At 64.2% G+C, this 24833-nt stretch carries 29 protein-coding genes; 9 read left to right on the top strand and 20 right to left on the bottom strand.

Features of this window, described 5'->3' with window-relative positions:
• Window positions 1-644: 644 nt before the first annotated feature.
• The 3 genes from VIF40_RS13860 to VIF40_RS13850 form a co-directional block, all read right to left on the bottom strand.
• Window positions 645-977 (bottom strand): hypothetical protein, encoded by a 333-nt coding sequence (locus VIF40_RS13860; RefSeq protein WP_331938097.1) that lies wholly within the window; start codon window positions 975-977, stop codon window positions 645-647.
• 311 nt (window positions 978-1288) lie between these two features.
• Window positions 1289-2731, bottom strand: a complete 1443-nt coding sequence (locus VIF40_RS13855; protein ID WP_331938096.1) for a sigma 54-interacting transcriptional regulator — start codon at window positions 2729-2731, stop codon at window positions 1289-1291.
• A 380-nt stretch (window positions 2732-3111) separates the two neighbouring features.
• Window positions 3112-4173 carry a site-specific integrase gene (locus VIF40_RS13850; protein WP_331938095.1) on the bottom strand — a complete coding sequence of 354 codons (1062 nt, stop codon included), beginning with the start codon at window positions 4171-4173 and terminating at the stop codon, window positions 3112-3114.
• A 106-nt stretch (window positions 4174-4279) separates the two neighbouring features.
• On the opposite strand from VIF40_RS13850, the gene dusA reads away from it, so the two are divergent.
• Window positions 4280-5293, top strand: coding sequence for a tRNA dihydrouridine(20/20a) synthase DusA (gene dusA, locus VIF40_RS13845; RefSeq protein WP_331938094.1), 1014 nt, complete (start codon window positions 4280-4282; stop codon window positions 5291-5293).
• Window positions 5294-5303: 10 nt separating this feature from the next.
• Here the strand turns inward: dusA and cobS are convergent, their stop codons facing one another.
• On the bottom strand, window positions 5304-6077 hold the full coding sequence (gene cobS / locus VIF40_RS13840) for an adenosylcobinamide-GDP ribazoletransferase (RefSeq protein ID WP_331938093.1): 774 nt from the start codon (window positions 6075-6077) through the stop codon (window positions 5304-5306).
• A 197-nt stretch (window positions 6078-6274) separates the two neighbouring features.
• On the bottom strand, window positions 6275-6532 hold the full coding sequence (locus VIF40_RS13835; protein ID WP_331938092.1) for a hypothetical protein: 258 nt from the start codon (window positions 6530-6532) through the stop codon (window positions 6275-6277).
• 169 nt (window positions 6533-6701) lie between these two features.
• Here VIF40_RS13835 and VIF40_RS13830 point away from each other — a divergent pair, with 169 nt between their 5' ends.
• From VIF40_RS13830 to pqqE, 5 genes are all read left to right on the top strand, one after another.
• Window positions 6702-7400: a phosphatidylserine decarboxylase gene (locus VIF40_RS13830; RefSeq protein ID WP_331938091.1), complete on the top strand. Its 699-nt coding sequence runs from the start codon at window positions 6702-6704 to the stop codon at window positions 7398-7400.
• A 26-nt stretch (window positions 7401-7426) separates the two neighbouring features.
• Window positions 7427-8266, top strand: coding sequence for a CDP-diacylglycerol--serine O-phosphatidyltransferase (pssA, locus tag VIF40_RS13825; protein WP_331938090.1), 840 nt, complete (start codon window positions 7427-7429; stop codon window positions 8264-8266).
• A gap of 224 nt (window positions 8267-8490) precedes the next feature.
• A complete protein-coding gene (gene pqqB / locus VIF40_RS13820; protein WP_331938089.1) occupies window positions 8491-9420 on the top strand; it encodes a pyrroloquinoline quinone biosynthesis protein PqqB in 930 nt (309 codons plus the stop codon).
• Entirely contained in the window at window positions 9417-10178 is a 762-nt protein-coding gene (gene pqqC / locus VIF40_RS13815; RefSeq protein WP_331938088.1) for a pyrroloquinoline-quinone synthase PqqC, read from the top strand. The genes pqqB and pqqC overlap by 4 nt, the downstream gene beginning before the upstream one ends.
• A gap of 11 nt (window positions 10179-10189) precedes the next feature.
• On the top strand, window positions 10190-11656 hold the full coding sequence (pqqE, locus tag VIF40_RS13810) for a pyrroloquinoline quinone biosynthesis protein PqqE (RefSeq protein ID WP_331938087.1): 1467 nt from the start codon (window positions 10190-10192) through the stop codon (window positions 11654-11656).
• Between the two features lie 13 nt (window positions 11657-11669).
• Here the strand turns inward: pqqE and VIF40_RS13805 are convergent, their stop codons facing one another.
• The gene (locus VIF40_RS13805; RefSeq protein WP_331938086.1) at window positions 11670-12164 is read right to left on the bottom strand and encodes a cupin domain-containing protein; all 495 of its coding nucleotides are present in this window, start codon (window positions 12162-12164) and stop codon (window positions 11670-11672) included.
• 230 nt (window positions 12165-12394) lie between these two features.
• Here VIF40_RS13805 and VIF40_RS13800 point away from each other — a divergent pair, with 230 nt between their 5' ends.
• Window positions 12395-12769 carry a flagellar export protein FliJ gene (locus VIF40_RS13800; RefSeq protein WP_331938085.1) on the top strand — a complete coding sequence of 125 codons (375 nt, stop codon included), beginning with the start codon at window positions 12395-12397 and terminating at the stop codon, window positions 12767-12769.
• 14 nt (window positions 12770-12783) lie between these two features.
• Here VIF40_RS13800 and VIF40_RS13795 read toward each other — a convergent pair whose 3' ends face one another.
• Genes VIF40_RS13795 through VIF40_RS13785 form a run of 3 tightly spaced genes read right to left on the bottom strand, consistent with a single transcriptional unit; the run spans window position 12784 to window position 15129 of the window.
• On the bottom strand, window positions 12784-13344 hold the full coding sequence (locus VIF40_RS13795; RefSeq protein ID WP_331938084.1) for a hypothetical protein: 561 nt from the start codon (window positions 13342-13344) through the stop codon (window positions 12784-12786).
• Window positions 13335-14189 (bottom strand): DUF692 domain-containing protein, encoded by an 855-nt coding sequence (locus VIF40_RS13790; RefSeq protein ID WP_331938083.1) that lies wholly within the window; start codon window positions 14187-14189, stop codon window positions 13335-13337. Before VIF40_RS13790 ends, VIF40_RS13795 begins: the two co-directional genes overlap by 10 nt.
• Window positions 14190-14193: 4 nt before the next feature.
• Entirely contained in the window at window positions 14194-15129 is a 936-nt protein-coding gene (locus VIF40_RS13785) for a TIGR04222 domain-containing membrane protein (RefSeq protein ID WP_331938082.1), read from the bottom strand.
• A gap of 160 nt (window positions 15130-15289) precedes the next feature.
• Here VIF40_RS13785 and VIF40_RS13780 point away from each other — a divergent pair, with 160 nt between their 5' ends.
• On the top strand, window positions 15290-16261 hold the full coding sequence (locus tag VIF40_RS13780) for a UPF0104 family protein (RefSeq protein ID WP_331938081.1): 972 nt from the start codon (window positions 15290-15292) through the stop codon (window positions 16259-16261).
• Window positions 16262-16351: 90 nt separating this feature from the next.
• Here VIF40_RS13780 and VIF40_RS13775 read toward each other — a convergent pair whose 3' ends face one another.
• From VIF40_RS13775 to VIF40_RS13750, 6 genes are all read right to left on the bottom strand, one after another.
• Entirely contained in the window at window positions 16352-16627 is a 276-nt protein-coding gene (locus VIF40_RS13775) for a DUF1153 domain-containing protein (RefSeq protein ID WP_159725907.1), read from the bottom strand.
• Window positions 16628-16833: 206 nt separating this feature from the next.
• Complete coding sequence (locus VIF40_RS13770; protein ID WP_331938080.1) at window positions 16834-17178, bottom strand: septal ring lytic transglycosylase RlpA family protein; 345 nt, start codon at window positions 17176-17178, stop codon at window positions 16834-16836.
• 285 nt (window positions 17179-17463) lie between these two features.
• On the bottom strand, window positions 17464-17865 hold the full coding sequence (locus VIF40_RS13765) for a DoxX family protein (protein ID WP_331938079.1): 402 nt from the start codon (window positions 17863-17865) through the stop codon (window positions 17464-17466).
• Between the two features lie 40 nt (window positions 17866-17905).
• The gene (locus tag VIF40_RS13760; protein ID WP_331938078.1) at window positions 17906-18517 is read right to left on the bottom strand and encodes a malonic semialdehyde reductase; all 612 of its coding nucleotides are present in this window, start codon (window positions 18515-18517) and stop codon (window positions 17906-17908) included.
• A gap of 57 nt (window positions 18518-18574) precedes the next feature.
• Complete coding sequence (locus VIF40_RS13755) at window positions 18575-19285, bottom strand: hypothetical protein (RefSeq protein WP_331938077.1); 711 nt, start codon at window positions 19283-19285, stop codon at window positions 18575-18577.
• Window positions 19286-19409: 124 nt separating this feature from the next.
• Entirely contained in the window at window positions 19410-19619 is a 210-nt protein-coding gene (locus VIF40_RS13750; RefSeq protein ID WP_018264633.1) for a cold-shock protein, read from the bottom strand.
• 376 nt (window positions 19620-19995) lie between these two features.
• On the opposite strand from VIF40_RS13750, the gene VIF40_RS13745 reads away from it, so the two are divergent.
• On the top strand, window positions 19996-20241 hold the full coding sequence (locus tag VIF40_RS13745) for an acyl carrier protein (protein ID WP_331938076.1): 246 nt from the start codon (window positions 19996-19998) through the stop codon (window positions 20239-20241).
• A 10-nt stretch (window positions 20242-20251) separates the two neighbouring features.
• On the opposite strand, the gene VIF40_RS13740 is transcribed toward VIF40_RS13745, so the two are convergent.
• From VIF40_RS13740 to VIF40_RS13720, 5 genes are all read right to left on the bottom strand, one after another.
• Window positions 20252-20617: a hypothetical protein gene (locus VIF40_RS13740; RefSeq protein WP_331938075.1), complete on the bottom strand. Its 366-nt coding sequence runs from the start codon at window positions 20615-20617 to the stop codon at window positions 20252-20254.
• A 103-nt stretch (window positions 20618-20720) separates the two neighbouring features.
• Window positions 20721-21335 carry a Holliday junction branch migration protein RuvA gene (gene ruvA, locus VIF40_RS13735; protein WP_331938074.1) on the bottom strand — a complete coding sequence of 205 codons (615 nt, stop codon included), beginning with the start codon at window positions 21333-21335 and terminating at the stop codon, window positions 20721-20723.
• Window positions 21332-21856: a crossover junction endodeoxyribonuclease RuvC gene (gene ruvC, locus VIF40_RS13730; protein WP_331938073.1), complete on the bottom strand. Its 525-nt coding sequence runs from the start codon at window positions 21854-21856 to the stop codon at window positions 21332-21334. The genes ruvA and ruvC overlap by 4 nt, the downstream gene beginning before the upstream one ends.
• Before the next feature lie 504 nt (window positions 21857-22360).
• Window positions 22361-23509, bottom strand: a complete 1149-nt coding sequence (locus tag VIF40_RS13725) for a hypothetical protein (RefSeq protein ID WP_331938072.1) — start codon at window positions 23507-23509, stop codon at window positions 22361-22363.
• Entirely contained in the window at window positions 23506-24780 is a 1275-nt protein-coding gene (locus tag VIF40_RS13720; RefSeq protein ID WP_331938071.1) for a hypothetical protein, read from the bottom strand. The genes VIF40_RS13725 and VIF40_RS13720 overlap by 4 nt, the downstream gene beginning before the upstream one ends.
• Between the last annotated feature and the right edge of the window lie 53 nt (window positions 24781-24833).

The following is a 24833-nucleotide window of genomic DNA, read 5'->3' as shown; positions in this document are numbered from 1 at the left end:
ACCTCGAGATGACGCATATTGTTCGTACCCTGCAACTCGACGCAGGGCTGACGATTGGCCAAAGGCGCGGGCGCCGAAGAGGGGATCGCATGATTGCCGTGAAAGAGATATCCAGCCATCGGAGCGTAAGGTAAGCGCTCACCGAAGAGATCGAGCTAGTAGAAGGCGCAATTCAGGTGAGAACCGCATCCTTCCACAGGTCTGACGAGTGGTTAAAGAAGCTGTTCGACTGGCACGCTCGGCTCATAGAGGCGCTCGAGCATGAGACGGCATAGTGTTCATGATTATCCGACTCTGAACCGCCGACGTGCGCCAGCGTTCGTTTGAACTCTTGCTCGTCGGCGGTCAGGAACTTTGCATATTTCTCAAGCCCGACCGATGCGCGGCCGCAGCCATGCCATCACGATATCGTACGGCTCTCGCCTGCTGCGAGGCAAACTGTGGCGCTGCAGGGCTACCGTCGCAAAAGCAGCCGCCTGCTGGATCGTTTGTCGTTTCTCACGCGCAAGCGAAGTCCATTCTCGAATAATCGTGCGTCTCGGATTCGATTGGGCCATCTGACTCTCCATTGTCGAGGTGACGGGAAGGCTCACAATGGGATGCGGCGTCATGTTGCGACGCCGCATTCCCCACGTGATGGCGCATCACGCCGCCTTCTTTAGCGGATTGGGTTGAAGTCTCCGCGCTACGAGCGCACGGCCGCACTCATGGATCGAGTCCTGCTGGATCACGTAACGCCGCGTCTCCAGCAACATGCGAAGGCTCTGATTGGCTGCTGGTTTCTGAGCATCGACCCAGACGACCAGGACTCCAGCGGGGCTGAGAAACTTGCGGAGCCAGTCCAACGTCGTCTCGAGATCATGAAGCGTGCGCCCGCGCCAATCGATAAGCGCAATGTCGTATTGACCCGCCGGGCGCCCGCAATTTCCGCTAGATGCCGTTCGAGCGTAGCCGCGTCGTTGCAGCTCGATCATCATAGCTATGCTATTCGACCCAGCCATGAGGATGCGATGCTGCTTCGTGCAGTCGCCGAGCGCAAGCATCGGATCAATAATTCTGTGACCAGAAGCGACCCGAACACCAGCCATGACATCACCTGTTGAATGCGAGCTGAGGAAGAGACGATCGCGATGTGACCATCGACGTCTCATCGTCATCCGCGATGACGATGGCGATCATTGTCACGAACGCGAATAAACGTTCCATTCAGAAAATGGACGCTCGAAATAAGAGCCGCATAAAAAAGGTCGCTTCTGGGGACAATTATCAGGCTGCTCCGCACGAGCGACTAGAGCTTGGAAAGCCTAGGATGAACATCGAGGCCGATCATTTTCTTTCGCAACGTATTGCGATTGAGACCGAGCAATTCGGCGGCTTTGATCTGGTGACCGCCAGTAGCCGCTAACGCCTCCGTGATCAGTGGCGCTTCAATCTCGCGGATGACACGGTGATACAGGCCTGGCCTGGGCAGGCGATCGCCGCAGTCCTCAAATAGCTTTCTCAAGACGGGTTTGACCGCGCCAGCGAACGGCGGTTCTTCGCCAACCAGTGAGCGAACAACAGCGCCGCCGAGCTCGTATTGCAGTTCCTGCTCGACGAGTTGCTCCGTTATGATGCTCTGCGGATGAAGAATGGCGATGCGACGAATGAAATTTTCCAGCTCGCGTATATTCCCTGGCCAGCGATAGCGCTTCATGCAATCGAGGGCCCGTGGATCAACATGTTTCGGCGCTGATCCTTCTCTGGCCAAGATTTTCAGGAAGTGATGGACGATATCCGGAATGTCCTCTGTGCGCTCGCGCAAAGGCGGCACGCGCAGAGGCGCTACGTTCAATCGGAAATATAGATCCTCGCGAAACAGACCGTGCCGAACGAGCGCGCGCAGGTCCTTACTGGTAGCGGCGACGATACGGACACTCGTCTTGACGGGCGCACGACCGCCGATGGTCACATATTCGCCCCGCTCGAGAACACGCAAGAGTTGCGCCTGCGCCTCCATCGGCAATTCGCCGATTTCGTCGAGAAACAAGGCGCCACCTTCGGCCTCCGCGAAACGGCCGCCCCAGCAGGATTCAGTGCAGCCGAATCCCCTCGGATCGTGCCCGAATAACTCGCTCTCGATCTGCTCTTGCGGAATAGCCGCCAAATTGACGCCGACGAACGGGCCTCCGCTGCGTTTGCCTTGCGCCTGAAGGGTGCGCGCAATCGCCTCCTTGCCCGTGCCGAACTCACCCTCGATCATTACCGCGAAATCCGTCCGAGCGAGATGGGCGAGCAAGCGATGAATGTCCTGCATGGCTTGCGAGCATCCGTTTAACGGGATCCCCGCGATCTCATCGTAAAGGCGCAGCTCGTTCTTTTCGCGCGGCTCGGCAATAGCGCGACCTACGACGCCAATCAGTTCTTTTGCATCGAACGGCTTGGGCAGATAGCCATAGGCGCTGTGCTCGCAGGCGGGGATTGCGGTCACAAGATCACTCTGCGCGCCCGTCACGATGATAGGGAGGTCTGGCCGCAGCTTCTTGATGCGTGGCAGCAGCTCATAGGCGCTCTGCTCTGGCGTGGCAGTGTCGGTCACCACGAGATCGCCTTCACCCGATTGCACCCACCGCCACAAGGTCGCCGCCGCTGCAGTCGCGCGCACTTCGTAACCCGCGCTCGAGAGCGCCTGCGCTACGGCGATCCGGTCCGCGGCGTTATCGTCGGCAATGATAATTTCGCCCTGAGCCATTCCGCCGCCCTCGAATATCGGAGAGAGATCTTTCACCACAAGATGGGCGTTTCTTCCTGGCCAAATTCGAGGACTATCAGTAACAACGCTAGAATTAGAATGGCGGAGGCGACTCCGAGCAGATCATATGTCAGCCCTCGCCCATGCGCCTTATACGGCCCAGCCGTATGCCTTTGCGGCTGCAACATGCTCATGCTGTCCCTCATTCGACGCAAAGCGCAAACTGCGGCGAAATGGGATAAAGATTCCATATGTCTTTGATCGCTCGCCCATAAGGGCAGCATAAAGGAGAGAGGCGGATGGCAATTTCAGGGAACGGAGTTTATTGTCATCTGCAAAGCGCACCGAGAATTGGACATCTTGGCAGCGTAGCCGAAATTCTATGCAGCCATTCCCCTTTTCCTCGTGTGCAATTGCTCAGGTTTGAGGTGCGTATACCGGCGAAGCATCTTCCAATCTCGATGGCCGGTGACCAGGGCCACCTGTTCGATCGAAAATCCCGCCTCGAACAGACGGCTTGCGCCTTCATGCCGTAGGTCATGAAAGTGTAGGTCTGAGATCTTGAGCTGGCGACACGTCCGCCGAAACGCGGTCCCCACAGATCGACTGTTGTACGGGAAAATTCGCCCCTCGCCGCTTTTCGAAGCTTCCTTCTGCTCGTGAACGAGAGCGCATGCGTCATAGCCGCTCACGTCGAGAAGCGGAATCTTCTGATTGTTTCCCGACTTCCGGCGTGGGTCTTTCCGATCTCTGACGAGAAGCATCTTATGGTCGGGATCGAAATCCTCCCATGCGACGCGGCAAATTTCATCGAGCCGCATCGCAGTCGCGATCGCGAAACGCACGATCCGTCCCAACGGAATTGTCAGCTGCGGCGTCAAATCGGATCGTGCGATGATGCGATCGATCTCGTCCTGCGTCGGCCGGCGATCTCGCTCGTTTCCCTTCCCGACCAATCCCAGACGGTTCAGCGCGATGCGTGCGAGATCGGTCGACTCCGTCGAAAGCTGAATGCCGTGAACCGCCGCTGCATGCGACAAGATAGTTTTGACATAGCCGAGGTCGATGCCGAGCGTGACGGGACCGGCTCCTTCCTTCGCTCTATCTCGACCGAATTGAATGAGGCGCTCTCGATCCAGCTCTGAAATCTTCAATCGCCCGAGGCGACGCTCAAGGAATGTAAGGCTTGCGGCCTTCGACCGGCCGATCCGCTTTCCAACTTCCGCGAGATCGTCCCTATGGAGCCGGACGAGATCGCCGAATGTTCGAGCTTCCTTGCGCGCCCGCTTCGACGGCGACTCGCCACGGTCGATCCGGCGCTCTATGTCGAGCGCCCACTCCTCGGCGTCTCGTCGGCGGAGAAACGTCTCGTTGACGTATTTCCCCTTGCGACGAACTTGAGCGCGCCAGGAACCGGATTTGAGCCTCGTGAAGGTCGCCATTTCGTGTGCGCTCTGTGTGCACTGAGAAGTCGAAAAGGAGCGAAAAGTGTCGTATCGAGGCGTACCGGAGAGTGCACACGCCCCGACCTATGGCCTTGAGACTAAAATGAAATCGCTTACAAATCAAGACATTAGATTCTCTACCGCGCCTATGATGGAATGGACCGACCGTCATTGTCGGTTCTTCCATCGGCTGATGTCGCGCCGCGCGCGGCTCTATACGGAGATGCTCACGACCGGCGCCGTGATCTTCGGCGACCGCGAGCGGCTGCTCGGCTTCGACGCTGCGGAGCGTCCGCTCGCGCTGCAGCTCGGCGGCTCCGATCCGGCCGAGCTGGCGAAGGCCGCCCGCATCGCCGAGCCCTTCGGCTTCGACGAGATCAATCTCAATGTCGGATGCCCGTCCGATCGCGTGCAGAACGGCGCTTTCGGCGCCTGTCTCATGCTGCAGCCCGATCTCGTCGCCGATTGCGTGAAGGCGATGAAGGACGCCGTCGCGCTCCCCGTCACCGTCAAATGCCGCATCGGCGTCGACGATCAGGAGCCGCGAACGGCGCTGTTCGGGCTCGCCGAGCGCGTCGTCGCATCGGGCTGCGACGCGCTGGTCGTCCATGCGCGCAAGGCCTGGCTCTCCGGCCTCTCGCCCAAGGAGAACCGCAACGTTCCGCCGCTCGACTATGGGCTCGTCTATGAGCTCAAGCGCGCCTTTCCCGATCTGCCCATCGCGATCAACGGCGGGATCGCGACCATGGAGGAGATGCGCGCGCATCTCCTCCATGTCGATGGCGTGATGATCGGCCGCGCCGCCTATCACGAGCCGGAGCTTCTGCTCTCGGTCGATCCGCAGCTGTTCGGCGAGGCCCCGCCGCTCGCCGACGGCTTCGCCGCGGTCGAAGCGTTCATCCCCTATATCGAGATGCAATTGGGGCGCGGCGAGCGCCTCTCGAATATGACGCGGCACATGCTCGGCCTTTTCGCCGGCCGGCCCGGCGCCCGCGCCTTTCGTCGACGCCTCGCCGGCGAGGCCGTGCGGCCCGGCGCCGGCGTCGAGACGCTGCTCGCCGCCGTCGATGAAGTGCGGCGCGCCACCGCTCGCATGGCGGAAGCGGCGAACGCGTGAGCGCGCAGCCTCAGCCGCCCGCCGAAAAGACCAGCAACGCCGCGATCTCGGCCGCCTGCTGCGCGCCGCCCAGCACATCGCCGGTGAGGCCGCCGATCTGACGCTCGGCCAGCTTGGCCGTCGCATAGGATGCGGCGACGGCCAGCGCGCCGGCGAGGAGGGCGGTCAGCGGCGAGACGCCCATGGCGATCGGCAGAATGGAGAAGGCGGTCGCCAGCAGCGCAGCCGTCTGCAACGCTTCCTTGAACGGGCGCATGGCGGCGTGGCCGGCGCCATCGGCGCGCGCCGGCGCGAGGATCATGATCGGCAGCAGCCCCGCCGTGCGGGAGAGCGCCGCGGCGAAAATCAGCACGGCCGCCGCCTCGAAGCCGCCGTGCTGCGCGATCGCCGTCAGCGCGCCGACGCGCAGCAGCAGCGAGAGCGTCAGCGCGACGGCGCCATAGGAGCCGAGCCGACTGTCGCGCATGATCTCGAGCTTTTCCTCCCGCGTCGCGCCGCCGCCGAGACCATCGGCGAGATCGGCGAGCCCATCCTCATGCAGCGCGCCGGTGACGGCGACCAGCGCCGCCAGCGCCAGCGTGGCCGCGAGAAAGGGCGGCAGGCCAAAGGCGTGCGCGGCGAGCAACGCCCAGGCCGGCGCGAGGCCGATCAGCGCGCCGGCGAGCGGCAGCGCCCGCACCGCCGTGCGGAAGTCCGGCATCTCATGCCCCCGCGGCGCCGGAACCGGCAGGCGGGAGTAGAAGCGCAGGCAGGCGAGGAAGTCGTCGACGAAGGGGCGGAACATGGGGCCCCCTCATGACGCCAAAGGGGCGTTTTGTCGAGACGGGGGCTTCGGCGGCGCGTCAGGAGGTGAAGGAAGATCGTGGACGGAATCTCATCGAGGGCCAGGGCCCGATGGCGCGGCCGGACCGCCGCTCGCGATTTCAGGGGAGCGCGGCTCGAAACCCCTCTCCCGCCCCCGCGGCGGGAGAGAGGTAGGGATCAATTCAGCGTCTTGCCGCCGGCCGCCTTGCAGGCGTCCTCGGACTCCACGAAGGCCCAGCCCTTGCTTTTGCAAGCGTTCATGCCTTTGCAGGCGTTCTTGGGGCTGTGGCAGTCGCTCTTGCCCTTGCAGCTATTGGCGCCGATGCATTGCACCTTGCCGGGCGTCGCCGCCAGAGCCGTGGTCGCCGCGCCGGCGAGCGCGAGAGAGACGGCCGCTATGGCCAGAGCCGTTCCGTTGCGAATCGTGTCTTTCATGTTTCCTCCCCGAGGGGCCGCCGCGCCTTTGTGGCGTCGACACGCCTATCTGTCGTGAATCGGCCGGCTGGGCAAGCGCTTCGACGCCCCGCCCGCGTGACTTTCGCGCCGCGAAATGCCAAAACTCGCCCCGCCTGCGGCGACGGGCCGCATTCGGAGCCACTCATCCATGTCGATCCTCGAATCGGTCCGCAAATCGCTCGTCCCGATCCATCCGGAAGGCTATATCTTCATCGCCGCCTTCGCTATCGCCGCCCTGCTGCTGCATTGGATATCCTCGACGCTCGGCTGGGTCGGCTTCATCGCCACGGGCTGGTGCGTCTATTTCTTCCGCGATCCGCAGCGCCTGACCCCCTTGCGCGAGGGGCTGGTGGTGTCGCCGGCCGATGGCGTCGTCTGCTCCATCGGCTTTTTCCTGCCGCCGGCGGAGCTCGGCCTCGGCGCCGAGCCGCTGCAGCGCGTCTCCATCTTCATGAGCGTCTTCGACGTGCATGTGAACCGCGCGCCCATCACCGGCCGCATCAGCAAGGTGGCCTATAAGCCCGGCATCTTCCTCAACGCCGATCTCGACAAGGCGAGCGAGGACAATGAGCGCAACGGCATCGTCATCGACGCGCCCTCGGGCCGCTATGGCGTGGTGCAGATCGCCGGCCTCGTCGCGCGGCGCATCGTCTGCTTCGTGCAGGACGGCGAGCCGATCGGCGTCGGCGACCGTTTCGGCCTCATCCGCTTCGGCTCGCGCGTCGACGTCTATATGCCGACGGGGGCCAAGCCCCGTATCGCCGTGGGCTCGCGCGCGATCGCCGGCGAGACCATTCTGGCGGATGTGAACTCCACCGCCGCCCCGCTGAGCTTCAAGGCCGGCTGAGCCGTCGCCGCGAGAGAGGCCACCCGATGAACGAACCTTTTTCCTTCGACGCCGGTCCCGAAGGCCGCGACGCGCAATTGTCGCCCTCCGAACGGCGGAGGCTGCGCTTCCGCAACATTCCGATCCGCGTCGTGCTGCCCAATCTGGTCACGCTGCTGGCGTTGTCGATGGGGCTGACGGCGATACGCTACGCCACCGAAGGCAAGTTCGACACCGCCGTCACCGCCGTCATCGCCGCGGCCGTGCTGGACGGGCTGGACGGCCGCATCGCGCGTGCGCTCAAGGGCACGTCGCGCTTTGGGGCGGAGCTCGACTCGCTCGCCGATTTCGTCGATTTCGGCGTCGCTCCGGCGCTGCTGCTCTACCTCTGGTCGCTGCATGAGATCAAAGGCCTCGGCTGGTTCGCGGCGCTGGTCTTCGCCATCGCCTGCGCGCTGCGCCTCGCCCGCTTCAACGTCACCGTGGACCAGCCGGGCCGGCCCGCCTGGCACTCGGATTTCTTCGTCGGCATGCCGGCGCCGGCCGGCGCGGTCGCGGTTCTGCTGCCGCTCTATCTCAATCTCTCGGTCGTCGACCTTCCCGGCTCCAAAGCGCTGGTGCCGCTCTTCATCATCTATGTGCTGGGCATCGCCTTTCTGATGGCGAGCCGCATTCCGCATTTCTCCGGCAAGCGCATCGGCCGCATTCCGCGCGAATATGTCATTCTGGTGCTGTTCTGCGTCGGCGTGACGGCGCTGCTGCTCGCCATCTATCCGATGGAGACGCTGGTGCTGGCGAGCCTCGCCTATCTCGTCGCCATCCCCTTCGGCGTGAAGCGCTACAAGGAGCTGGAGCGGCAGGAGGCGGAGAAGACGCAGGCGGCGTGACGGGGAAGCGCGAGCGGCGCGACAAAGTGGCGCTTGCGCGCCGCCGCGCGCGCCGACATAGTGCCCGCCAAATCAAGCCGTCCGGGGCCATGCGCGCCGGGAAAAAGCGGCAAAAGCGGGAGGGTGGCGAAACAGCGCTTCGAAGAGAGGCGGTTTCGCTTTAATACGTCGGCTCGAGAGGAGAGACGGCGCCTCGAGCAGGCGGCGCCGTCGCGGATCGCGTCATGTTCATCAAAATACTCGGATCGGGCGCCGGCGGCGGCTTCCCGCAATGGAACTGCAATTGCGCCAATTGCCGCGCCGTGCGCGCGGGCGCGCCGGGCTTTTTGCCGCGCACGCAATCCTCGCTCGCGGTCAGCGCCAATGGCGTCGATTTCGTGCTGCTCAACGCCTCGCCGGATCTGCGCCAGCAGATCGCGCAGGCGCCGCAGCTCTCGCCCGGCCCATCCGACGGATTGCGCGCCAGCCCGATCAAATCCGTCGTGCTGACCAATGGCGACGTCGATCATGTCGCCGGGCTCTTGAATCTGCGCGAGGCGCAGGCCTTCTCGATCTATTCCTCCGGGCGCATATTGAATGTGCTCGCCGGCAATCGCATCTTCGACATTCTGGTTCCCGAGCTGGTGAGCCGCGTCGAATTTCCCTTCGACGAAGCGGTTCCGCTGCAGGGCGCCGGAGTCGATCTCGGCCTCTCGGTGAAGGCCTTTCCGGTGCATGGCAAGATCGCGCTCTGGCTCGAGGACAAGAGCGTCGCGGGTTTCGGCACGCAAGTGGGCGACACGCTCGGCGTCGAGATCATCGAGACGGCGACGGGCAAGAGCTGCTTCTACATTCCCGGCTGCGCGAAGATCGACGAGCCGCTGAAGGAGCGTCTGCGCGGCGCGAGCCTCGTCTTCTTCGACGGCACTTTGTTCCACGAGAATGAGATGATCGAGCAAGGATTGCTCGGCAAGACCGGCTCGCGCATGGGCCATGTGAACATGAGCGGCGAGGACGGCTCGATCGCGGCCCTCGAGAGCCTTTCGGTGGCGCGCAAGATCTATGTGCATATCAACAACTCCAATCCGACGCTCGACGCTTCCTCCAAGGAGCGCGCGATCGTGAATGCGGCCGGATGGGAGATCGGCGAGGACGGCATGGAGGTGACGCTATGAACGACTTCTCGACGGCCGAGTGGCATGACGCTCCTCCCTTGTCGAAGGAGGCGTTCGAGGCGGCGATCCGCGCCGTGGGCGAGGAGCGCTATCACGACAAGCATCCTTTTCATAAGATGCTGCATGGCGGAAAGCTGAACAAAGGCCAGGTGCAGGCTTGGGCGCTCAATCGCTATTGCTATCAGGAGGCCGTGCCGCGCAAGGACGCCGCCTTCATGAGTCGCGTGCACGACCGCGACTTGCGGCGCGAATGGATTCACCGCATCCACGATCATGATGGCTTGGGCGAGGAAGGCGGCGGCATAGAGCGCTGGCTGGTGCTCACCGACGGACTCGGCCTCTCGCGCGATTATGTCACGTCGCGCAAAGGCGCGCTGCCGGCGACGAAATTCGCGGTGGAGGCCTATGTGCGCTTCGTCGTCGAGCAGCCGCTCGTCATCGCGGTGGCGTCATCGCTGACCGAGCTGTTCGCGCCGGCGATCCATCGCGAGCGCATCGCCGGAATGCTGGAGAATTACGCTTTCGTCGACGATTCCGTGATGGCCTATTTCAAGCGCCGCCTCGCCCAGGCGCCGCGCGACAGCGATTTCGCATTGTCGTATATTAAAGCGCACGCCTATACGCGGGCCGAGCAAGAGGCCTGCGTCGGCGCCGTGCGCTTCAAATGCGATGTGCTGTGGGCGCAGCTCGACGCGCTCTATCAGGCCTATGTGACCGGCCTCATCCCGCCGGGCGCTTTCGCGCCTGGAGAGAACTGAAGGACGAGCGGATGAGCGACGCGCGTTTCGTGGTGACGCCGGAGTCGAAGCCGGCCTTCACGCGCTATTCGCGCCTGCACGAGGATGTCGTGCGACGGCGCAAGGTGATCCTCGCGCCCGAGCGCGCCTATGAGCTGGACCCGATCGGCCTCGCCGTGCTCGGCCATGTCGATGGCGTCGCCAGCGTCGCCGAGATTTCGCAACGCCTCGCGCAAACTTACTCCGCGCCCGTCGATGTGATCCAGACGGATGTGGTGAAGCTGCTGCAAGGCCTCGCCGACAAGCGTCTGCTGCGCGACGGGCCGGACGCTTTCACGCCGCCAGCCATCTCCGCAACGGCCCAGTCCTACGCGCCCTTCGAGCGCGGCCCGGCGGGCCTGCTCGCCGAGCTGACGCATCGCTGTCCGCTGCAATGCCCCTATTGCTCCAATCCGCTGGAGCTCGAGCGCGTCAACACGGAGCTGACCTCGGGCGAATGGGGCGACGTGTTCCGTCAGGCCGCCTCCATCGGCGCGCTGCAATTGCATCTCTCCGGCGGCGAGCCGACCCTTCGCCGCGATCTCGAGGAGATACTCGCTCACGCGGTCGACGCCGGCCTCTACACAAATCTCGTGACCTCGGCCGTGCTGCTGACGCGCGAGCGTTTGGCGCATCTCGCCGAGATCGGCCTCGATCATGTGCAGGTGTCGGTGCAGGACGTTTTCGCCGAAAGCTCGGACCATATTTCCGGCTATGAGGGCGGCGTCGCCAAGAAGCGCGACGTCGCGCGCTGGACGCGGGAATTGGGCCTCGGGCTCACCATCAATGCGCCGATCCATCGCCAGAACATCGATCATCTGCCGCAGATCATCGATTTCGCGGTCGAGGTCGGGGCGCAGCGGCTCGAAGTGGCGCATATTCAATACTACGCCTGGGCGGAGCTGAACCGCGCCGCGCTGATCCCGACGCGCGAGAAATTCCTCGCCACGGTCGGCATCGTGGAAGAGGCGAAGAAGCGCCTTCAGGGCGTGCTCAATTTCGATTTCGTGATCCACGACCATTACGCCTCGCGCCCCAAGGCCTGCACGGGCGGCTGGGGCCGCAGCATCATGGTGGTGACGCCCTCCGGCAAGGCCCTGCCCTGCCACGCCGCGCAGACTCTGCCGGGCCTTTCCTTCGACAATGTGCGCCAGCGCCCGCTCGCCGACATCTGGCGCAAGGGCGCGGCCTTCGAGGCCTTCCGCGGCGAGGAATGGATGCAGGAGCCCTGCCGCAGCTGCGACAAGCGCGGCGTCGATTATGGCGGCTGCCGCTGCCAGGCGCTGGCCGTCGCCGGCGACGCCGCGGCGACCGATCCGGCCTGCCATCTCTCGTCTCATCACGAGGAATTCGCGGCGCTCGGGCAGACGGAGTCGCTGCTGCCGGCGCCGCCTTTCGTCTATCGCCGCCTGGGCGGAGCGGACCGCAAGGAAAAGGCGCTGGACGATCAGCCGGCCTGAGTGATCGGCCGCCTCACCTCTGCGCCGGCGCGATCTGATTGCGGGGATCGTCCTTCGGACTGACGTAGTCGATGCTCCACGGCCCCATGCCGTCGATCTGGATCACCGTCTCCTCGTCGAAGAAGGCGTAATGCGCCACGCCCGGCGGCATGATCGAGACGGCGCCGGGGAGAAGCTCCTCGACGCTGGCGCGGTCGGCGGCCGGGCCGAGACCGAGCCGCATCCGCCCGGCGACGACCGACACCACCTCCGCCTTCGGATGGGTGTGGGGCGGAATGCGATAGCCACTCGGCGCCTTCAGCCGCATCACGAAAAGCCCCTCTTTCACGGGATCGCCATAGAGCACCGCGGCCTCCGCCCCGGCCGGCAGCGCCGCCGGCGCGGCCGCGAAGCGAATGTCGCCCGGCAGGAGGACCTTATGCGTTCCCACCTGATCGGCCCCCGCCGGCGCGGGCGACAAAAGCGCGGCGACCGCGGCCGTCGCAATCACTGCATAGGCTCGTCTCATCTCCGCCTCCTCCATTCGTCAGGAACGGGAGCGCCCCGCGCCCGCCAATATAGGGCGCAGCCTCGAAGGGCCGAGCGGAGCGATTGAAATTACGGCGCTTTTTTGTTTCGGCTGGAGAATTCTCGGGCCAGTAACACTCGAGCAACCTCCTTGCGCCATATTTTCGATCGTCTCGCGGATAAAGCGTCCGAGCTTGCAGTCGTAAGTAACTAGTGCCGGAGAGTAGTGTCATGAAGTCGCGAGATGCCGTGGTTCGGCTGAAACGTTTTCACGCCGAAGAATGCCGGCGCCGTGTGGCGCAGCTTCAGACGATGATCGCCGAATTCACCCGCATGACGGGCGATCTCGATCGCGAGATCGCTCACGAGGAGCAGCGGGCCAATATCAGCGATCCCAATCATTTCGCTTATCCCACCTATGCTCAGGCCGCGCGCACGCGCCGCGACAATCTCCTGCGCTCGGTCGCCGATCTGAAGGATCAGCTGGTCGAGGCGGAGACGCATATGAAGGACGCGGGCGAGGAGCTGAGCAAGGCGCAGGGCCAGGAAGCCCGCGACCGTGGCGGCGACCGCATCATAGATCTCGTCGCCGAGCGGCGGGCCTGACGCGTCTTCAGCGTTCAGAGCCGAGCATAAAAGAGGCGCGAGCCGAACAGCCGCAGCCATAGTCCGACGCTGGGCCGCCTGTGCGCGCCCGGCGCTTCGCCGCGCGCGAGCCCGGTCGCGATCTCGGCGACGGGATAGCGAAAGAGCCGCAGCCACACGCAATTGCGGCGCGCGGCCGCCGCGACAAAGGCCAGCTCGAAACGCGCGAGATCGCCGATCCAGTCCGGTTCGGCCGAGCGCCGCGCGAGACGCCGGGCGAGCGCCGCCGCATCGGCGAGATGGCGTCCGGGCGCAGGCGCGCCGGCGATCGCGGCGAAGAGCTCGTCGTCGAAACGCGCGCCCAGCGCCCTATGGGTCAGCGGTAGCGTCTTGCGCGCGTCGAGCGCCCTTTTGCCCTTCAGGCAATCGGCGAAGCGCGCGACGGCGGCGGGATCGATGCGCGCCAGCGTTTCGGCCTCCGCCTCGCCGAGCCCGAATTGGCGGGCGCAGTCCTGCGGCGTGCGAAAGAAGGCCTCGCGGAAACGCGCGTCGGTATAGAGAAGCGCCAGCAGCGCCTGCGTCTCCTTCAGCGGCATCGGCGGCCGATCGCGCGGGCGCGCGCGACCTCCTCCAGCAGCGCGCCGAAGGGCGGCAGATTTTCGTCCCGCTCCAGCACGATCGCCTGCGCATTGCGCGCGAGCGGCAGGATCGTCTCCAGCAGCGCCCAGATTTCCGGCGGCGTGGGAGCGTCATGACTGTCCATCAGCAGCCCGCGCAGCCGCCGCCCGCCGGCGATGTGGAATTGGACGACGCGCTCCCAAGGCCAGCGGTCCAAGGCCCAACGGTCCAAGGCCCCGCGGTCGAGCGCGGCCTCGAGATCGCCGCCATGGTTGACGGCGTTGGTGTAGAGATTGGTCACGTCGCAGAGCCAGCCGCAGCCGGTCAGCTCCAGCACACGGGTCAAAAACGCCGGCTCGTCCATTTCCGCGCCGGGGACGAGCGCGATCGCCGTCGGATTTTCGAGCAGCAGCGGCGTCGCGATCGCACGGCGCACGGTCTCGACATTGCGCGCCACCGCCTCGGCCGCCTCCCGCGTATAGGGCAGAGCGGCGAGATGGCCGATGGCGACGCCGCCGGCCTTGGTGAAGGCCAGATGCTCGCTCCACCAGGGCGGATCGAGACGGGCGACGAGCCGCGCCATTTTCCGTAGATAGGCGGGATCGATCCCCTCGGCGGAGCCGAGCGACAGATCGAGCCCATGCGGCACGACGGGGAAATGATCCGCGAGCAGATCGAGCTCGGCGAGCTTTTCTCGCGACGCGTCGAGATAATGGTCGGCGATCACCTCGATGATGTCGACAGCCTCGCGAGCGGCGAAGAGATCGGCGCAAAATTGCGGCCGGAAGCCGAGACCTGCGCGCGGGGCCGCGGTCGTCTCCATGGGCTCAGTCGCCCCCGCCGCCGCATCCCCCACAGCCGCCGCCGCTGTCGCCGCTCCCGCAGGAGCTGGACGAGCCGCAGGAGCCGGAGGAGTCGCTCGACGATTTCTTGAACAGACTCATGAATTCGGGCTCGACGGCGCCCTTCAGCGCCTCATAGCCGAAGACGGAGACGAGAAAGAGCGAGCCCGCGTCGAAAGCCGTCGCCCCGGCGGGACGCGATCCGCCCGCCTTGCCGATCCGTTCGGACAGACGGCGGCCGTAGGCGCGCTTGATCGCCGCGAGATAGGCCGTCCCGCGCGCGCTCGCGATGCGCTTGCGGGCGCGCGAGACCATCCCCCAGAGCAGGGCCTCGACGACGGCGGCGAGGAGGAGGAGGAAGATCACATTCTGATGTCCGCCCGAAAGGGCGACGACGAACTTCACTCCGGCGAGCCCGAGGAGGACCGCCGATCCGACGATCAGCGTCGCCTGCGCCGTGCGCTCGACCTCCGGGGGCGCGAGCAGGTCCTGCTCGACCAGCCGCCGCCGCTCGGGCGCGCAGAGCCGCTCGAGATCGGCGGCCAGCGTCCAATCGTCGAACAGCTCCGCCGGCGTCGGCCGCGTCCGCAGCGCCGCGAGCACGCGCGCCGGTCGGGCGTCGAGCACGCGTCCCGACTGGGGGCCGGCCGCGGGCTCCAACCGTTTGTCCGCGCCGACGCCCACATAGCCGCGCTGGCGCAGATCGAACAAAAGCGTGCGGATGACATTGCCGACGCCGCCCGCGAGATAGGCGAGCGTGATCGCATCCGGCTCGCTGGGCACTTTCGGCGGACTGAGGTCTCGCGTCGGGTCGCTGGCGCGGATAAAGAGATGGGCCAACAGGAGCGTCAACGCCGCCACGCCCGCATAGACGCCCAAAAACGCCGGTCCCGAAAGACCGAGGATCGAAAAGCCGGCCATATCCGCTCCCCGCCGCTCGCTCGATGAAATTGCGGCGCCGAGCTTAGCAGCGCCCGCGCGGCGGACAAGCCGAAGCCGGCATTGAGGCTTGCGGTCGCGCCGTGGCCATGCCAGTGAAAGCGCGCGTTCCGCACCGGGAGCGCCGAAACCGCAGCGTCCCATGAAAAAAATTTTGGAATTTATCTGGCCCCTCGTCGGGCTGGTGGCGGTGATCGCCTCTTTCTATCTTCTCTATGGCGAATTTCGCGGGGAATCGGTCGGTGAAGAGGTCTGGGCCGATCTTCAGGCCATTCCGGCCACCCATTGGGTCGCCGCCGGCTTCTCCTCTCTGCTCGCCTATGCTGCGCTCGCCTGGTACGATCGGATCGCCCTGCTCCATCTCGGCGTGAAGCACATCTCCTGGATGTTCATCTCGGTCTGCTCCTTCACCACTTACGCGCTCTCGCATAATATCGGCGCCTCGGTGTTCTCCGGCGCCGTGGTGCGCTACCGGGCCTATTCCACCAAGGGCCTCACGGCCGGCCAGGTGGCGGTGCTCGTCGTGCTGTGCTCCTACACTTTCGGCCTCGGCACCGTGCTGCTCGCGGGGCTTCTGCTCACCTATCAGCCGAGCCTGCTCGGCCGCCTCTCGGGCATGCTGCCGGATGCGCTCACCAATGAGCATACCGCTCTGATGATCGGCCTCGCCTGCCTCGCCGGCGTGGCGCTCTATGTCATCGGCTCGCTGATGCATTTCAAGCCGATCAATATCGGCAAGCTGCATGTGATGTATCCACGGCCGGAGATCATGGTGCGGCAGATGTTCGCGGCTCCGATGGAGCTGGTCGGCGCCGCCGGCATCATCTATTTCGCTCTGCCGGAAGGCAGCGGCACCCCGTTCATCGTCGTGCTCGGCACTTTCCTGCTCTCCTTCTCGGCGGCGCTCGTGTCGCATGCGCCGGGCGGGCTCGGCGTGTTCGAGCTCATCTTCATCAAGGCCATGCCGGACGTGCCGCGGCTCAAAGTGCTGACGGCGCTGCTGGTGTTCCGCCTGCTCTATCTCATCGTGCCGCTGCTCTTCGCGCTCGTCGTCGTGCTGCTGTTCGAGCGCGGACGCCTCGCCGAGACGCTGCGCAGCGGCGACGACGGCTGAAAAAGACGAAGAGCCGGCCGCCCGAGGCGAACCGGCTCTTCGTTCTGAGGTTTCTCTAATTCTGTGGCGCCCCGTCGCAGGACGCCGAAATCACATGCGATATTGCTGCAGCCGGGTCGTCCGCAATCCGGCGAGACCGTGCTGGTCGATCGACATCTGCCAGCTCAAGAACTCGTCCACCGTCAGCGTGTAGCGGTTGCAGGCCTCCTCGAGCGAGAGGAGCCCGCCGCGCACGGCCGCGACCACTTCGGCCTTGCGGCGGATCACCCAGCGCTTCGTCGTGGGCGGCGGCAGATCCGCAACGGTCAAGGGGCTGCCATCGGGGCCGATGACATATTTGACACGCGGACGATGCGTCTCGGTCATTTTGTTACTCGCATACTCTCACTCGACCCTTCCTCTATAGGCGCGGCGATTTAACATTTGCCTAAGCCAAACTCCTGTGTTTGCGGCCAATTGAGAACGCCGTGTTTACCAAAGCCCCGGCTGCGCCAGCGCGGCGTCGGCCGGGCCGTAAGGGCCTCGCGTTTCTCGCGCGCCGACGGCCCAGCCAGACGGCCCGCTAGACGAGACTATTCGCCCGCGCTGATCCGCTCGACCTTCACCCGGGCGACGCCCGCCGATCGGAAGCCGAGGCTCTGAGCGGCGTGGACCGAGACGTCGATCACCCGGCCGCGCACGAAGGGACCGCGATCATTGATCGTGACGACCACGGAATGGCCATTGCCGAGATTGGTCACGCGCGCCCGCGAGCCGAAGGGAAGGCTGCGATGGGCCGCGGTCAGCAACCCCACATGGCCTCCGCTCGCAGTCCGGCCGTGATAGCCGTAGTAGGAGGCCTTCCCCACCCAAGATTGGCCCGCCGCCGCTGCTGTCGAACCTGCAAAAACCGCCGCTCCGATGATCCATTTTTTCAATGCGCCGTCCCCCCTGTCGTTTCATGCCCGACGGCCGACCGAGCTCGGACGACGCCATCGAGTAGACCCGCGCTAAGGGTGAGTTGTGATCAAATAGTGGCGAGAGCGCTAGCGCCGGATTTTGCCTAGTTCCGCGCCAGACGGCCAAGTAGCCACTCATAATATTGGAGCATATTCTATACTAAAGTCTCAAATAAACACTGATGTATTTTGAAATATATTTGTCACAGAATTACTTTTCTGTTGCAGAAATGCCACAGGATTCGAGAATCTGTGGCGAGGCTGTCAAGCCCTTCCGCAAAAAAGACGATCGAGCGCGAAGCGGCCGGGGCCGGCGAGCGCGAAAAGCAGGAAGACGACGCCATAAACGAGTGCCAGCTCGCCGCCATTGTGGAGCGGCAGCGCGCCGCGGCCGGCGTGGCCGACGACATAGGCCACGAGCATTTCCGCCGCGAGCACGATCGCCGTCGGTCGAGTGAAGAGGCCGAGCAGCAGCAGCAGTCCGCCGAGGATCTCGATCGCGCCCGCGAGGCCGAGCAGCGAGACCAGCTTCAGCCCGTCGAACATTGCGACATGGGGAAAGCCCACGAGCTTGGCGGTCCCGTGCTGCAGGAACAGCAGAGCGATCAGAATGCGCGCGAGGCCGAGCAGCGTCTGCGCGCCGCCCGGCGGAAGCAGCGAAGCCATGAGCGTTCCTCTCCCGGAGGCGCTTCCTCGAGCTGCTGGCTCAGAGGATCGAGGCGACCTCCTCGAAAGCGAAACGCGGACCCCTCGGATAGAGTTTCACCGGATCGCCATAACCGATGTTGATCAGGAAATTCGATTTCGTGGTCCCGCCGGGGAAGAATTCCGCATCCACCTTGGCGTTGTCGAAACCGCTCATCGGCCCGGCGTCGAGCCCCATCGCGCGCAGCGCCAGCAGGAAATAGGCGCCCTGCAGCGTGCCGTTGCGAAACGCCGTCGTCTCGACGAGCGGGGCGTTGCCGACGAACCAGGCGCGCGCGTCGGTCGCCGGATAGAGGCGCGGCAAATGCTCGTAGAATTGCGTGTCATGCGCGACGATCGCCGTCGCCGGCGCGGCCAGCGTCTTGTCGAGATTGCCCGGCGCCAGCGCTGGCGCCAGCCGCGCCTTGGCCGCGGCCGAACGCACGAGCACGAAGCGCGCCGGGAGACAATTGGCGCTGGTCGGCCCCCAGAGCGCGAGCCGGACCGCCTGCTCGAGCAGCGCGTCCGGGACCTCCCGATCCGCCCAGCCATTATGGGTGCGCGCCTCGGTGAACAATTGGGCGAGCGCTTCCGCGCTCAAAGGCTGGTGATGCGAAAGCTGGTCTTGCGTCATGTGCGTCTCTCCTCGTCTCGCTCGCGTCGCGGCTCGGCGGGGGAACGCGCGCCGCGCTCAGATGTCGCGGCCCTCGACCTCGAGCCGCAGCCGCTCCTCCGCCTTCCGCCATTCCTCGCGCCGCGGATCGAGCGCGCGGGCGCGGCGATACGCCTCCAGCGCGCGCGCCGAAGCGCCGATACGCTCGCGCAGCGCGCCCAGCGTTCCGAGCGCGTCGAAACGGCGCGGCTCCAACCGCAGCGCGGCGTCGAGATCACGCTCGGCGTTGTCGAGATCGCCGAGCGCGATGCGGACATTGGCGCGGCCGACCAGCGCCTCGGCCCAGCTCGGCTCGAGCGTGACGATGCGGTCGAAGAGATCGAGCGCGAGACTGTCGGCGCCCAGGCTCGCGGCGGCCATCGCCCGGCGCAGCAGCAGATCGGCCGTCGGCGAGCCCGACCGCGCCCATAGCCGGCCGATCGCCTGGGCGAGCGCGCCCTCCTCCTCCTCGCTGTCGGCGAGGCCGAGGCGGCGGATCAGATCCTCGAGCGAGTCGCGCGCGATCAGCGGCGCCCGCTCTGGCGCGAGCTCGACAGGCGGGGAGCGGCGCGGCGAGAACAGACGCGCGCCCGGCGGCAGCGGGATCGGCACGCGTCCCAGGCCGGGAATGTCGAGATATTGCGGCTCGGTGAAGGGCGGCTCGGCCCCTGCGGCGAGCGCGCCGGGAGCAGTGAGAAGCGCGGCCGCGAATGCGGCGGCGAAAAATCGGGACGAAGGCGCGAGGCGCATGAGCGCGACTGTAGCTTACGCGCTGGCCGAAAGACAAGAACGACGAAAAAGCCGGACCGATGAAAAATGGCGCTAGCGACGAAAAAGGGTCGCCACTGCGCGGCGACCCTCTCGCCTCGGCGCCTCAGAGCGCCTTGAGCTGGTCCGCAGAGGACTTGCCGGTACGGCGGTCCTGAGCGATCTCGAAGCTCACCTTCTGACCCTCGCGCAGATCGCGCAGGCCGGCGCGCTCCACAGCGCTGATATGGACGAACACGTCCTTGTCGTCGCCGTCGGGCTGGATGAAGCCGTAACCCTTCTGGGCGTTGAACCACTTAACCGTTCCAGTCGCCATTCGTCTCTCCGAACAAAGAGGAGATGGCCCGCCTGCGCGGGGCCGGGTCGATCGATGTTAGGGAGAGGTCGTCAGCGGCTCCGTCTCCGAAGCGCGCCCAAGTCGCCGGCCGAAAATCGATGCGAGGGAACATAGAGGGCCCAGCCGCCGCGGGCAATGGCGGATCACGCTATGGGCCATAAGTAATTACCGAGAATGAAAGGCTTTCCTAACCTTGAAAAACAACAACCTGCCCGGTTCATGTCACATTCAGGCCGCCGCCGCGATCTTTGCATTGGATTCACGATCATCGGGTCAAATTATCGTCGAATGATTGTGATCTGCGATAGCGAGGGCGCGGCCGCCCCCGCGCGCAGCCAAGGAGCGGAGAGCAAAAGTGATCGACCTCGTTCGGCAAGCGATCGACGAACATGGACGCCTGCCTGTGCCGGCGCGTAATCTGCCAGCCACTTCCGACCTCTACGAGCTCGGCCTCACCTCCTTCGCGGCGGTCCGGATCATGCTCGCGCTCGAGAACGCTTTCGGCGTTCAATTCCCCGAGCATATGCTCCGCCGCCGCAACTTCGCCTCGATCGACGCCATCGTCGCCTGCTTGCACGAGCTCGAGCGCAAGGCCGCCTGAGCGCGGCCGTTCAAATCCGCGCGCCCGAGGGGCAGATGCGGACCTCGGGATCGGCCCCGGCGGAGAGCGCCGCCGGAAAGACGTCCTTGCGCAGGCCGAAGGCCAGCAGCCCGGGCGTCACCGGCCGAGCGGCGGCCACGAAGCTCTGGAAAGCGGCGGAGCGGCCCTCCCGGGTCACGCGGGCGGCGAGCATCTCGGCGCCCGGCTCCGGGCCGAGACGGTCGAGCCCGCATTGCGCGAAAAGCGGCTGTCGATGCGCCGAAAGCGGCGCGGCGCAGGCGTGGTCCATCAGCACGACGATGGTGAAGAAGACAAGCGCCGAGAAGGCGACGAAAAGCGCGCCGATCTGACGCGCGCCCAAATCCGTTCGTGACATGTCTGACCCCCTTGGGCCGCGAGAACCGGCCGAGGGTGTCAAATGGAGCGGCGCCCTCGCCCCTCCAGCGGGAGCGCGAGACATGATTAGCGCGCGGTGACCATCAACCCGCCAGCTCCTTCAACCCGCGCCGGATCAGCGCGCCCGTGTCCGCGCCCTCGCCCATCGCCTCGAGGCTGCGGGCCACGGCCGCCGCCGCCTGCGGCCGCCCATAGCCGAGATTGACCAGCGCCGAGATCGCATCCTGCGCCGCCTGCGGGGCTTGCGCCGGCTCCTCGCCGGAGAGCCGCGCGACGGCGGGATCGAACCCCGCGAAGGCCGGCGCCTTGTCCTTCAGCTCCGCGACGATGCGCGCCGCCAGCTTGGGCCCCACGCCCGAGGCGCGCGCCACCATCGCCTTGTCCTGCCCCGCTATGGCCGAGGCCAGCTCGCCGGGCGAGAGAATGGAGAGAATGGCCAGCGCCACTTTGGCGCCGACGCCCTGCACGTTTTGCAGCAGGCGGAACCAATCGCGCTCGGCGTCCGAGGAGAAGCCGAACAGGCGGATCGCATCCTCGCGCACCTGCGTCTCGATGGCGAGCGCCGCCGCCTCGCCGACGGGCGCCAGCTTCTGCAATGTGCGCGCCGAGCAATTCACCACATAGCCGACGCCATGCACGTCGAGAATGACGAAATCCTCGCCATAGGAATCGACGATTCCCTTGAGCTTGCCGATCATCGCGCCCTCGCGGCGAGCTTGCGCGCGGCGGCGCGGCTGGCCCGATGATGGGCGTGGCAGATGGCGACGGCCAGCGCATCGGCGGCGTCGGGGCTCTCGGCGCGGCTCGCGGGCAGCAGCACGCGCACCATCATGGCGATCTGGTCCTTGTCGGCGTGGCCATTGCCGACGACGGTCTTCTTGACGACATTGGCGGCATATTCCTCCACCTCGAGGCCGGCGAGCGCCGGCGCCGCCAGCGCGACGCCGCGCGCCTGGCCGAGCTTCAACGCCGATTGCGGATCGCGATTGACGAAGGTCTCCTCGATCGCCGCCTCATCGGGCGCGAGCTCCTCTATGACGCGCGCGAGGCCGCGCTGCAATTGCGCCAGCCGCTCGCCCATGGGAGCGGCCGAATCCGAATGCAGCGAGCCGCAGGCGATAAAGGAGAGCCGCGAGCCGCGCGACGCCTCGACGATCCCCCAGCCCGTGTTGCGAAGGCCCGGATCGATGCCGAGGATGCGAATCGTCTCGTCTGTCATGGGCGGAGGTTAGGGGGAAAGGGGGGCGAGCGGTAGCGACGTCTCTCGCGCCGGGCGCGCGGCGTCGCGCCCGCCGCCGGAATTCGGCGCGGGAGGATGGGAGGTCCGGGACGCGGCGGCTCCGTTTGGCCGTCGCGTAAGAAGATATTGCGCATCGAAGCCGGAAAGCATCCCGGACCACGGCCGCCGTTTCTGTTCGCCGCCTGCGGGCTCAGGGTTGTTTTCCCCTTTCGGGTAATCTATCCCCGCGCGAGCCTCGGATATTCGGCCGACTTTCGCATGTGTTCCCACATGCCTCCGCACGAAGGAGAAGCCGTGCCGGCGGCGTGGCGTCGCTCGAGCGAGAGAGGGTCTGCCCCCGCCCCTGCGAACCGCGCCCCCGCCGACGCCGCCTACCCTTCAAGGCGACGCCCCACCAGCGGAGGCAGAGAGGAAGATAGGAATTTAGTCCGCACGCGTCAAGGGGGCGGCGTCTCCGAGCGGCGCGGTCCGCCTCCCTCCTCGTTATTCGTCGCTAAATAGCTTTTTTTGGGACGAACCGTTCTTAAAATCCGCGTGCGTCACTTCATTTGCCATCCCCGCCTCCTGTCCACCTATCCAAGCGTTCGCGAAGCGCTCACGGTCAACTCCTGAATAATCCAATAAAGCGCCTAGCATTGATTTTGTCAAAATACCAAGAACATCAAACGGTGGAAGCATAACATGATAGGCTGCATGCTCTAATTCACGGCCGGTTAAAAATAATTGATCCATTTTGAGCAGTTTTATAGCCTGATCAGCGACAATTTCAGCAGGTATACGCTCAAGATCGCGCTTTAACCCGGTCTCGACGGCCCTAGCGGCCCCTTTTCCGCCTGGTGCATATTTCTCGACGAGCGCAATCGCCAGCCGAAGTGTTTTTTCACCGTCGTCGCTACTGAGCGCCCCTAGCCGTACGGCCTTTAAAAGTAGGTCCCGTCTCTCCTCTATGGTACGAAATACGGCCCCTACGCTGACATAATCCAAACTCTGACAAGCGATCGCTGCCGCCAAGTATGCCAAGCGACCGGCCGCGCGCGCTGCGTTTGAATTTGGGTGATATGTAGTAGCTGCTGTCGCAAGACGTCCAAACGCCTCTAATGCTCGGACAGCTGAAGGCGCACCAAAGCCGTCCGACACTGCAGAAAGAATGTCTATTCTAGCCTCTTGCAGCGCTTTGTTACGAAAACCCTTATCAACTACTTGTAGTAAGATGGCCAATTGCTCATCGCTGATCCGGTCAGCATCGATCATCGACTGACTGTTCTGTATGCGCTGGATGTCAGTACCGTCAATTAGCTGCAAATCAAGCTTTTCTGCGACGGCGCGGAGACTCTTCCTTTTGTCGGTCGTGGCCACATATGCTCCATCGACCGCAAGCGCGTCAGCCAAACCACTCGTCCAGAAAATGCGCTCCACCGCCTTCGGCCGCTGCTTGTACTTAACGTCACAAATCTGCACGCGCCTAGAGGTACCAGTCGGCCGCTCATAGAGCCAGAGGTCGACATCGGTCAGGTCCTCATCAGCAAACCGGAATGGCACTCCACGAATTACGAAAAAACCCGAGCGAAGAAAGTATGCACGGAGCACCTCTTCGAGGACAGCACCTTTTGAACTTGTGGCCTTGTCGCTCATCTCAGTGATCGCCCTCCTCGAACTGCCTCAAGGATATCTAGTGTCGTCCGCTTGCTCATCTGCGATTGATTCTTACGTACAGCAATGCGACTCGCCTCCGGGCCTACATAACCGGACATCGGAGCACTCGGTAAGCCTGCCAGAGATTCTGCGTATGCATTGCCTTGCGTCAGCACCTGGAGAGCCAGTTGCCCTACTTCTTTTTTTAATAGGCGGAGGTAGAACCTGCTCTGATGACGTGAATCCGGGCGAAGTTTCACCACCCTGCTGACTTCCAAGACGCGATAATCTTGACCAATTGAGGTAGTCGGGCCGACCTCCCGTCCCGCGATCAGTTTCCCAACAAGATTAGGAAGATCATCGATACGACCCTGCGAATGCGGACGCGACATCATACCGTAGGTCAGCGCAGCAACTAACGCCTTAGCCATATCGAAGCAGTCGTCAACCATAGGGTCTACGAACTTATGAAATGCAGCCGGAGCCGTCACATATACGTGGCTGCCTCTTTCGTTCGTCACGCCATTAAGGTCATAAAGCCCTGCGGCGACAAGCTTCACAAAAAGCGGTTTAGAAAGAACAGATTCTACTTGAGACGCTGTCAGACAACCAATCTTGGCAAGCCACTCCGCGATCTCCGCTACGAGCTTTTGCTCTGTTCCAGTCAAAGACTGCAGAACCTTTTCTGCCTTCGCAACTGATTCCCGCCGGAAAAGATTTCCATTGAAGAGGAGGCGGTCATCACCATCACCTTCTTTATCTACAAACCCGACACCCTCAGCCCTATCAAGAAAGTCGCTAACCTGAGATTTGGAAAATCTATGAGTGTCGCGAATGTTTTCCGCTATATCAGCCCGGCGTACAGGAGATCGCGATACAATCTCAGAAAGTGTAATAGAGGCTTCCTCGTAAGGGCTCGGCTCCGCTTCATGATACATTTCTGCGGCATACGTCAGCGACCCCCGAGTAGTTACTCCAAGGACCGCGATCTCGTCTGCGGATTGATCTATGAGACGCTTCTTCTCTAATACTTGAAGAAGACCAGCAAGCTCGTGACGAGGATTCAATCCAGACGCGACTGCGATCCCTCGTAATTCACTCTTTGAAATGCAAGTTTGGTTTGTTTCGCCCAACTTGGTAAGAAGGGTCGCAGCCTTGGCCGCTTCGTCGATAGCAGGAAACTCGGCCGGACCGTTCGAATCTAGTACAAGCTTCCGACCGTGGTGAATGACCCACGCACCTACAGTTTCCTTGTTGCTTATGCCCGCCATAATGCCCTCACTAATATGTGCACTTTTAAGACTATAATCTGGTAGAAACACCG

The sequence above is a fragment of the Methylosinus sp. genome (assembly GCF_036560965.1).
Classification (GTDB): domain Bacteria; phylum Pseudomonadota; class Alphaproteobacteria; order Rhizobiales; family Beijerinckiaceae; genus Methylosinus.
The sequence above is the reverse complement of the archived record's forward strand: the minus strand, read 5'-3'. Positions and strand labels throughout refer to the sequence as shown.

Excerpts from the sequence above, each read along its gene's own strand:
- VIF40_RS13860 (WP_331938097.1), bottom strand. The coding sequence starts at position 977 with ATGATGATCGAGCTGCAACGACGCGGCTACGCTCGAACGGCATCTAGC.
- VIF40_RS13855 (WP_331938096.1), bottom strand. The coding sequence starts at position 2,731 with ATGGCTCAGGGCGAAATTATCATTGCCGACGATAACGCCGCGGACCGG.
- VIF40_RS13850 (WP_331938095.1), bottom strand. The coding sequence starts at position 4,173 with ATGGCGACCTTCACGAGGCTCAAATCCGGTTCCTGGCGCGCTCAAGTT.
- dusA (WP_331938094.1), top strand. The coding sequence starts at position 4,280 with ATGAAATCGCTTACAAATCAAGACATTAGATTCTCTACCGCGCCTATG.
- cobS (WP_331938093.1), bottom strand. The coding sequence starts at position 6,077 with ATGTTCCGCCCCTTCGTCGACGACTTCCTCGCCTGCCTGCGCTTCTAC.
- VIF40_RS13835 (WP_331938092.1), bottom strand. The coding sequence starts at position 6,532 with ATGAAAGACACGATTCGCAACGGAACGGCTCTGGCCATAGCGGCCGTC.
- VIF40_RS13830 (WP_331938091.1), top strand. The coding sequence starts at position 6,702 with ATGTCGATCCTCGAATCGGTCCGCAAATCGCTCGTCCCGATCCATCCG.
- pssA (WP_331938090.1), top strand. The coding sequence starts at position 7,427 with ATGAACGAACCTTTTTCCTTCGACGCCGGTCCCGAAGGCCGCGACGCG.
- pqqB (WP_331938089.1), top strand. The coding sequence starts at position 8,491 with ATGTTCATCAAAATACTCGGATCGGGCGCCGGCGGCGGCTTCCCGCAA.
- pqqC (WP_331938088.1), top strand. The coding sequence starts at position 9,417 with ATGAACGACTTCTCGACGGCCGAGTGGCATGACGCTCCTCCCTTGTCG.
- pqqE (WP_331938087.1), top strand. The coding sequence starts at position 10,190 with ATGAGCGACGCGCGTTTCGTGGTGACGCCGGAGTCGAAGCCGGCCTTC.
- VIF40_RS13805 (WP_331938086.1), bottom strand. The coding sequence starts at position 12,164 with ATGAGACGAGCCTATGCAGTGATTGCGACGGCCGCGGTCGCCGCGCTT.
- VIF40_RS13800 (WP_331938085.1), top strand. The coding sequence starts at position 12,395 with ATGAAGTCGCGAGATGCCGTGGTTCGGCTGAAACGTTTTCACGCCGAA.
- VIF40_RS13795 (WP_331938084.1), bottom strand. The coding sequence starts at position 13,344 with ATGCCGCTGAAGGAGACGCAGGCGCTGCTGGCGCTTCTCTATACCGAC.
- VIF40_RS13790 (WP_331938083.1), bottom strand. The coding sequence starts at position 14,189 with ATGGAGACGACCGCGGCCCCGCGCGCAGGTCTCGGCTTCCGGCCGCAA.
- VIF40_RS13785 (WP_331938082.1), bottom strand. The coding sequence starts at position 15,129 with ATGGCCGGCTTTTCGATCCTCGGTCTTTCGGGACCGGCGTTTTTGGGC.
- VIF40_RS13780 (WP_331938081.1), top strand. The coding sequence starts at position 15,290 with ATGAAAAAAATTTTGGAATTTATCTGGCCCCTCGTCGGGCTGGTGGCG.
- VIF40_RS13775 (WP_159725907.1), bottom strand. The coding sequence starts at position 16,627 with ATGACCGAGACGCATCGTCCGCGTGTCAAATATGTCATCGGCCCCGAT.
- VIF40_RS13765 (WP_331938079.1), bottom strand. The coding sequence starts at position 17,865 with ATGGCTTCGCTGCTTCCGCCGGGCGGCGCGCAGACGCTGCTCGGCCTC.
- VIF40_RS13760 (WP_331938078.1), bottom strand. The coding sequence starts at position 18,517 with ATGACGCAAGACCAGCTTTCGCATCACCAGCCTTTGAGCGCGGAAGCG.
- VIF40_RS13755 (WP_331938077.1), bottom strand. The coding sequence starts at position 19,285 with ATGCGCCTCGCGCCTTCGTCCCGATTTTTCGCCGCCGCATTCGCGGCC.
- VIF40_RS13750 (WP_018264633.1), bottom strand. The coding sequence starts at position 19,619 with ATGGCGACTGGAACGGTTAAGTGGTTCAACGCCCAGAAGGGTTACGGC.
- VIF40_RS13740 (WP_331938075.1), bottom strand. The coding sequence starts at position 20,617 with ATGTCACGAACGGATTTGGGCGCGCGTCAGATCGGCGCGCTTTTCGTC.
- ruvA (WP_331938074.1), bottom strand. The coding sequence starts at position 21,335 with ATGATCGGCAAGCTCAAGGGAATCGTCGATTCCTATGGCGAGGATTTC.
- ruvC (WP_331938073.1), bottom strand. The coding sequence starts at position 21,856 with ATGACAGACGAGACGATTCGCATCCTCGGCATCGATCCGGGCCTTCGC.
- VIF40_RS13725 (WP_331938072.1), bottom strand. The coding sequence starts at position 23,509 with ATGAGCGACAAGGCCACAAGTTCAAAAGGTGCTGTCCTCGAAGAGGTG.
- VIF40_RS13720 (WP_331938071.1), bottom strand. The coding sequence starts at position 24,780 with ATGGCGGGCATAAGCAACAAGGAAACTGTAGGTGCGTGGGTCATTCAC.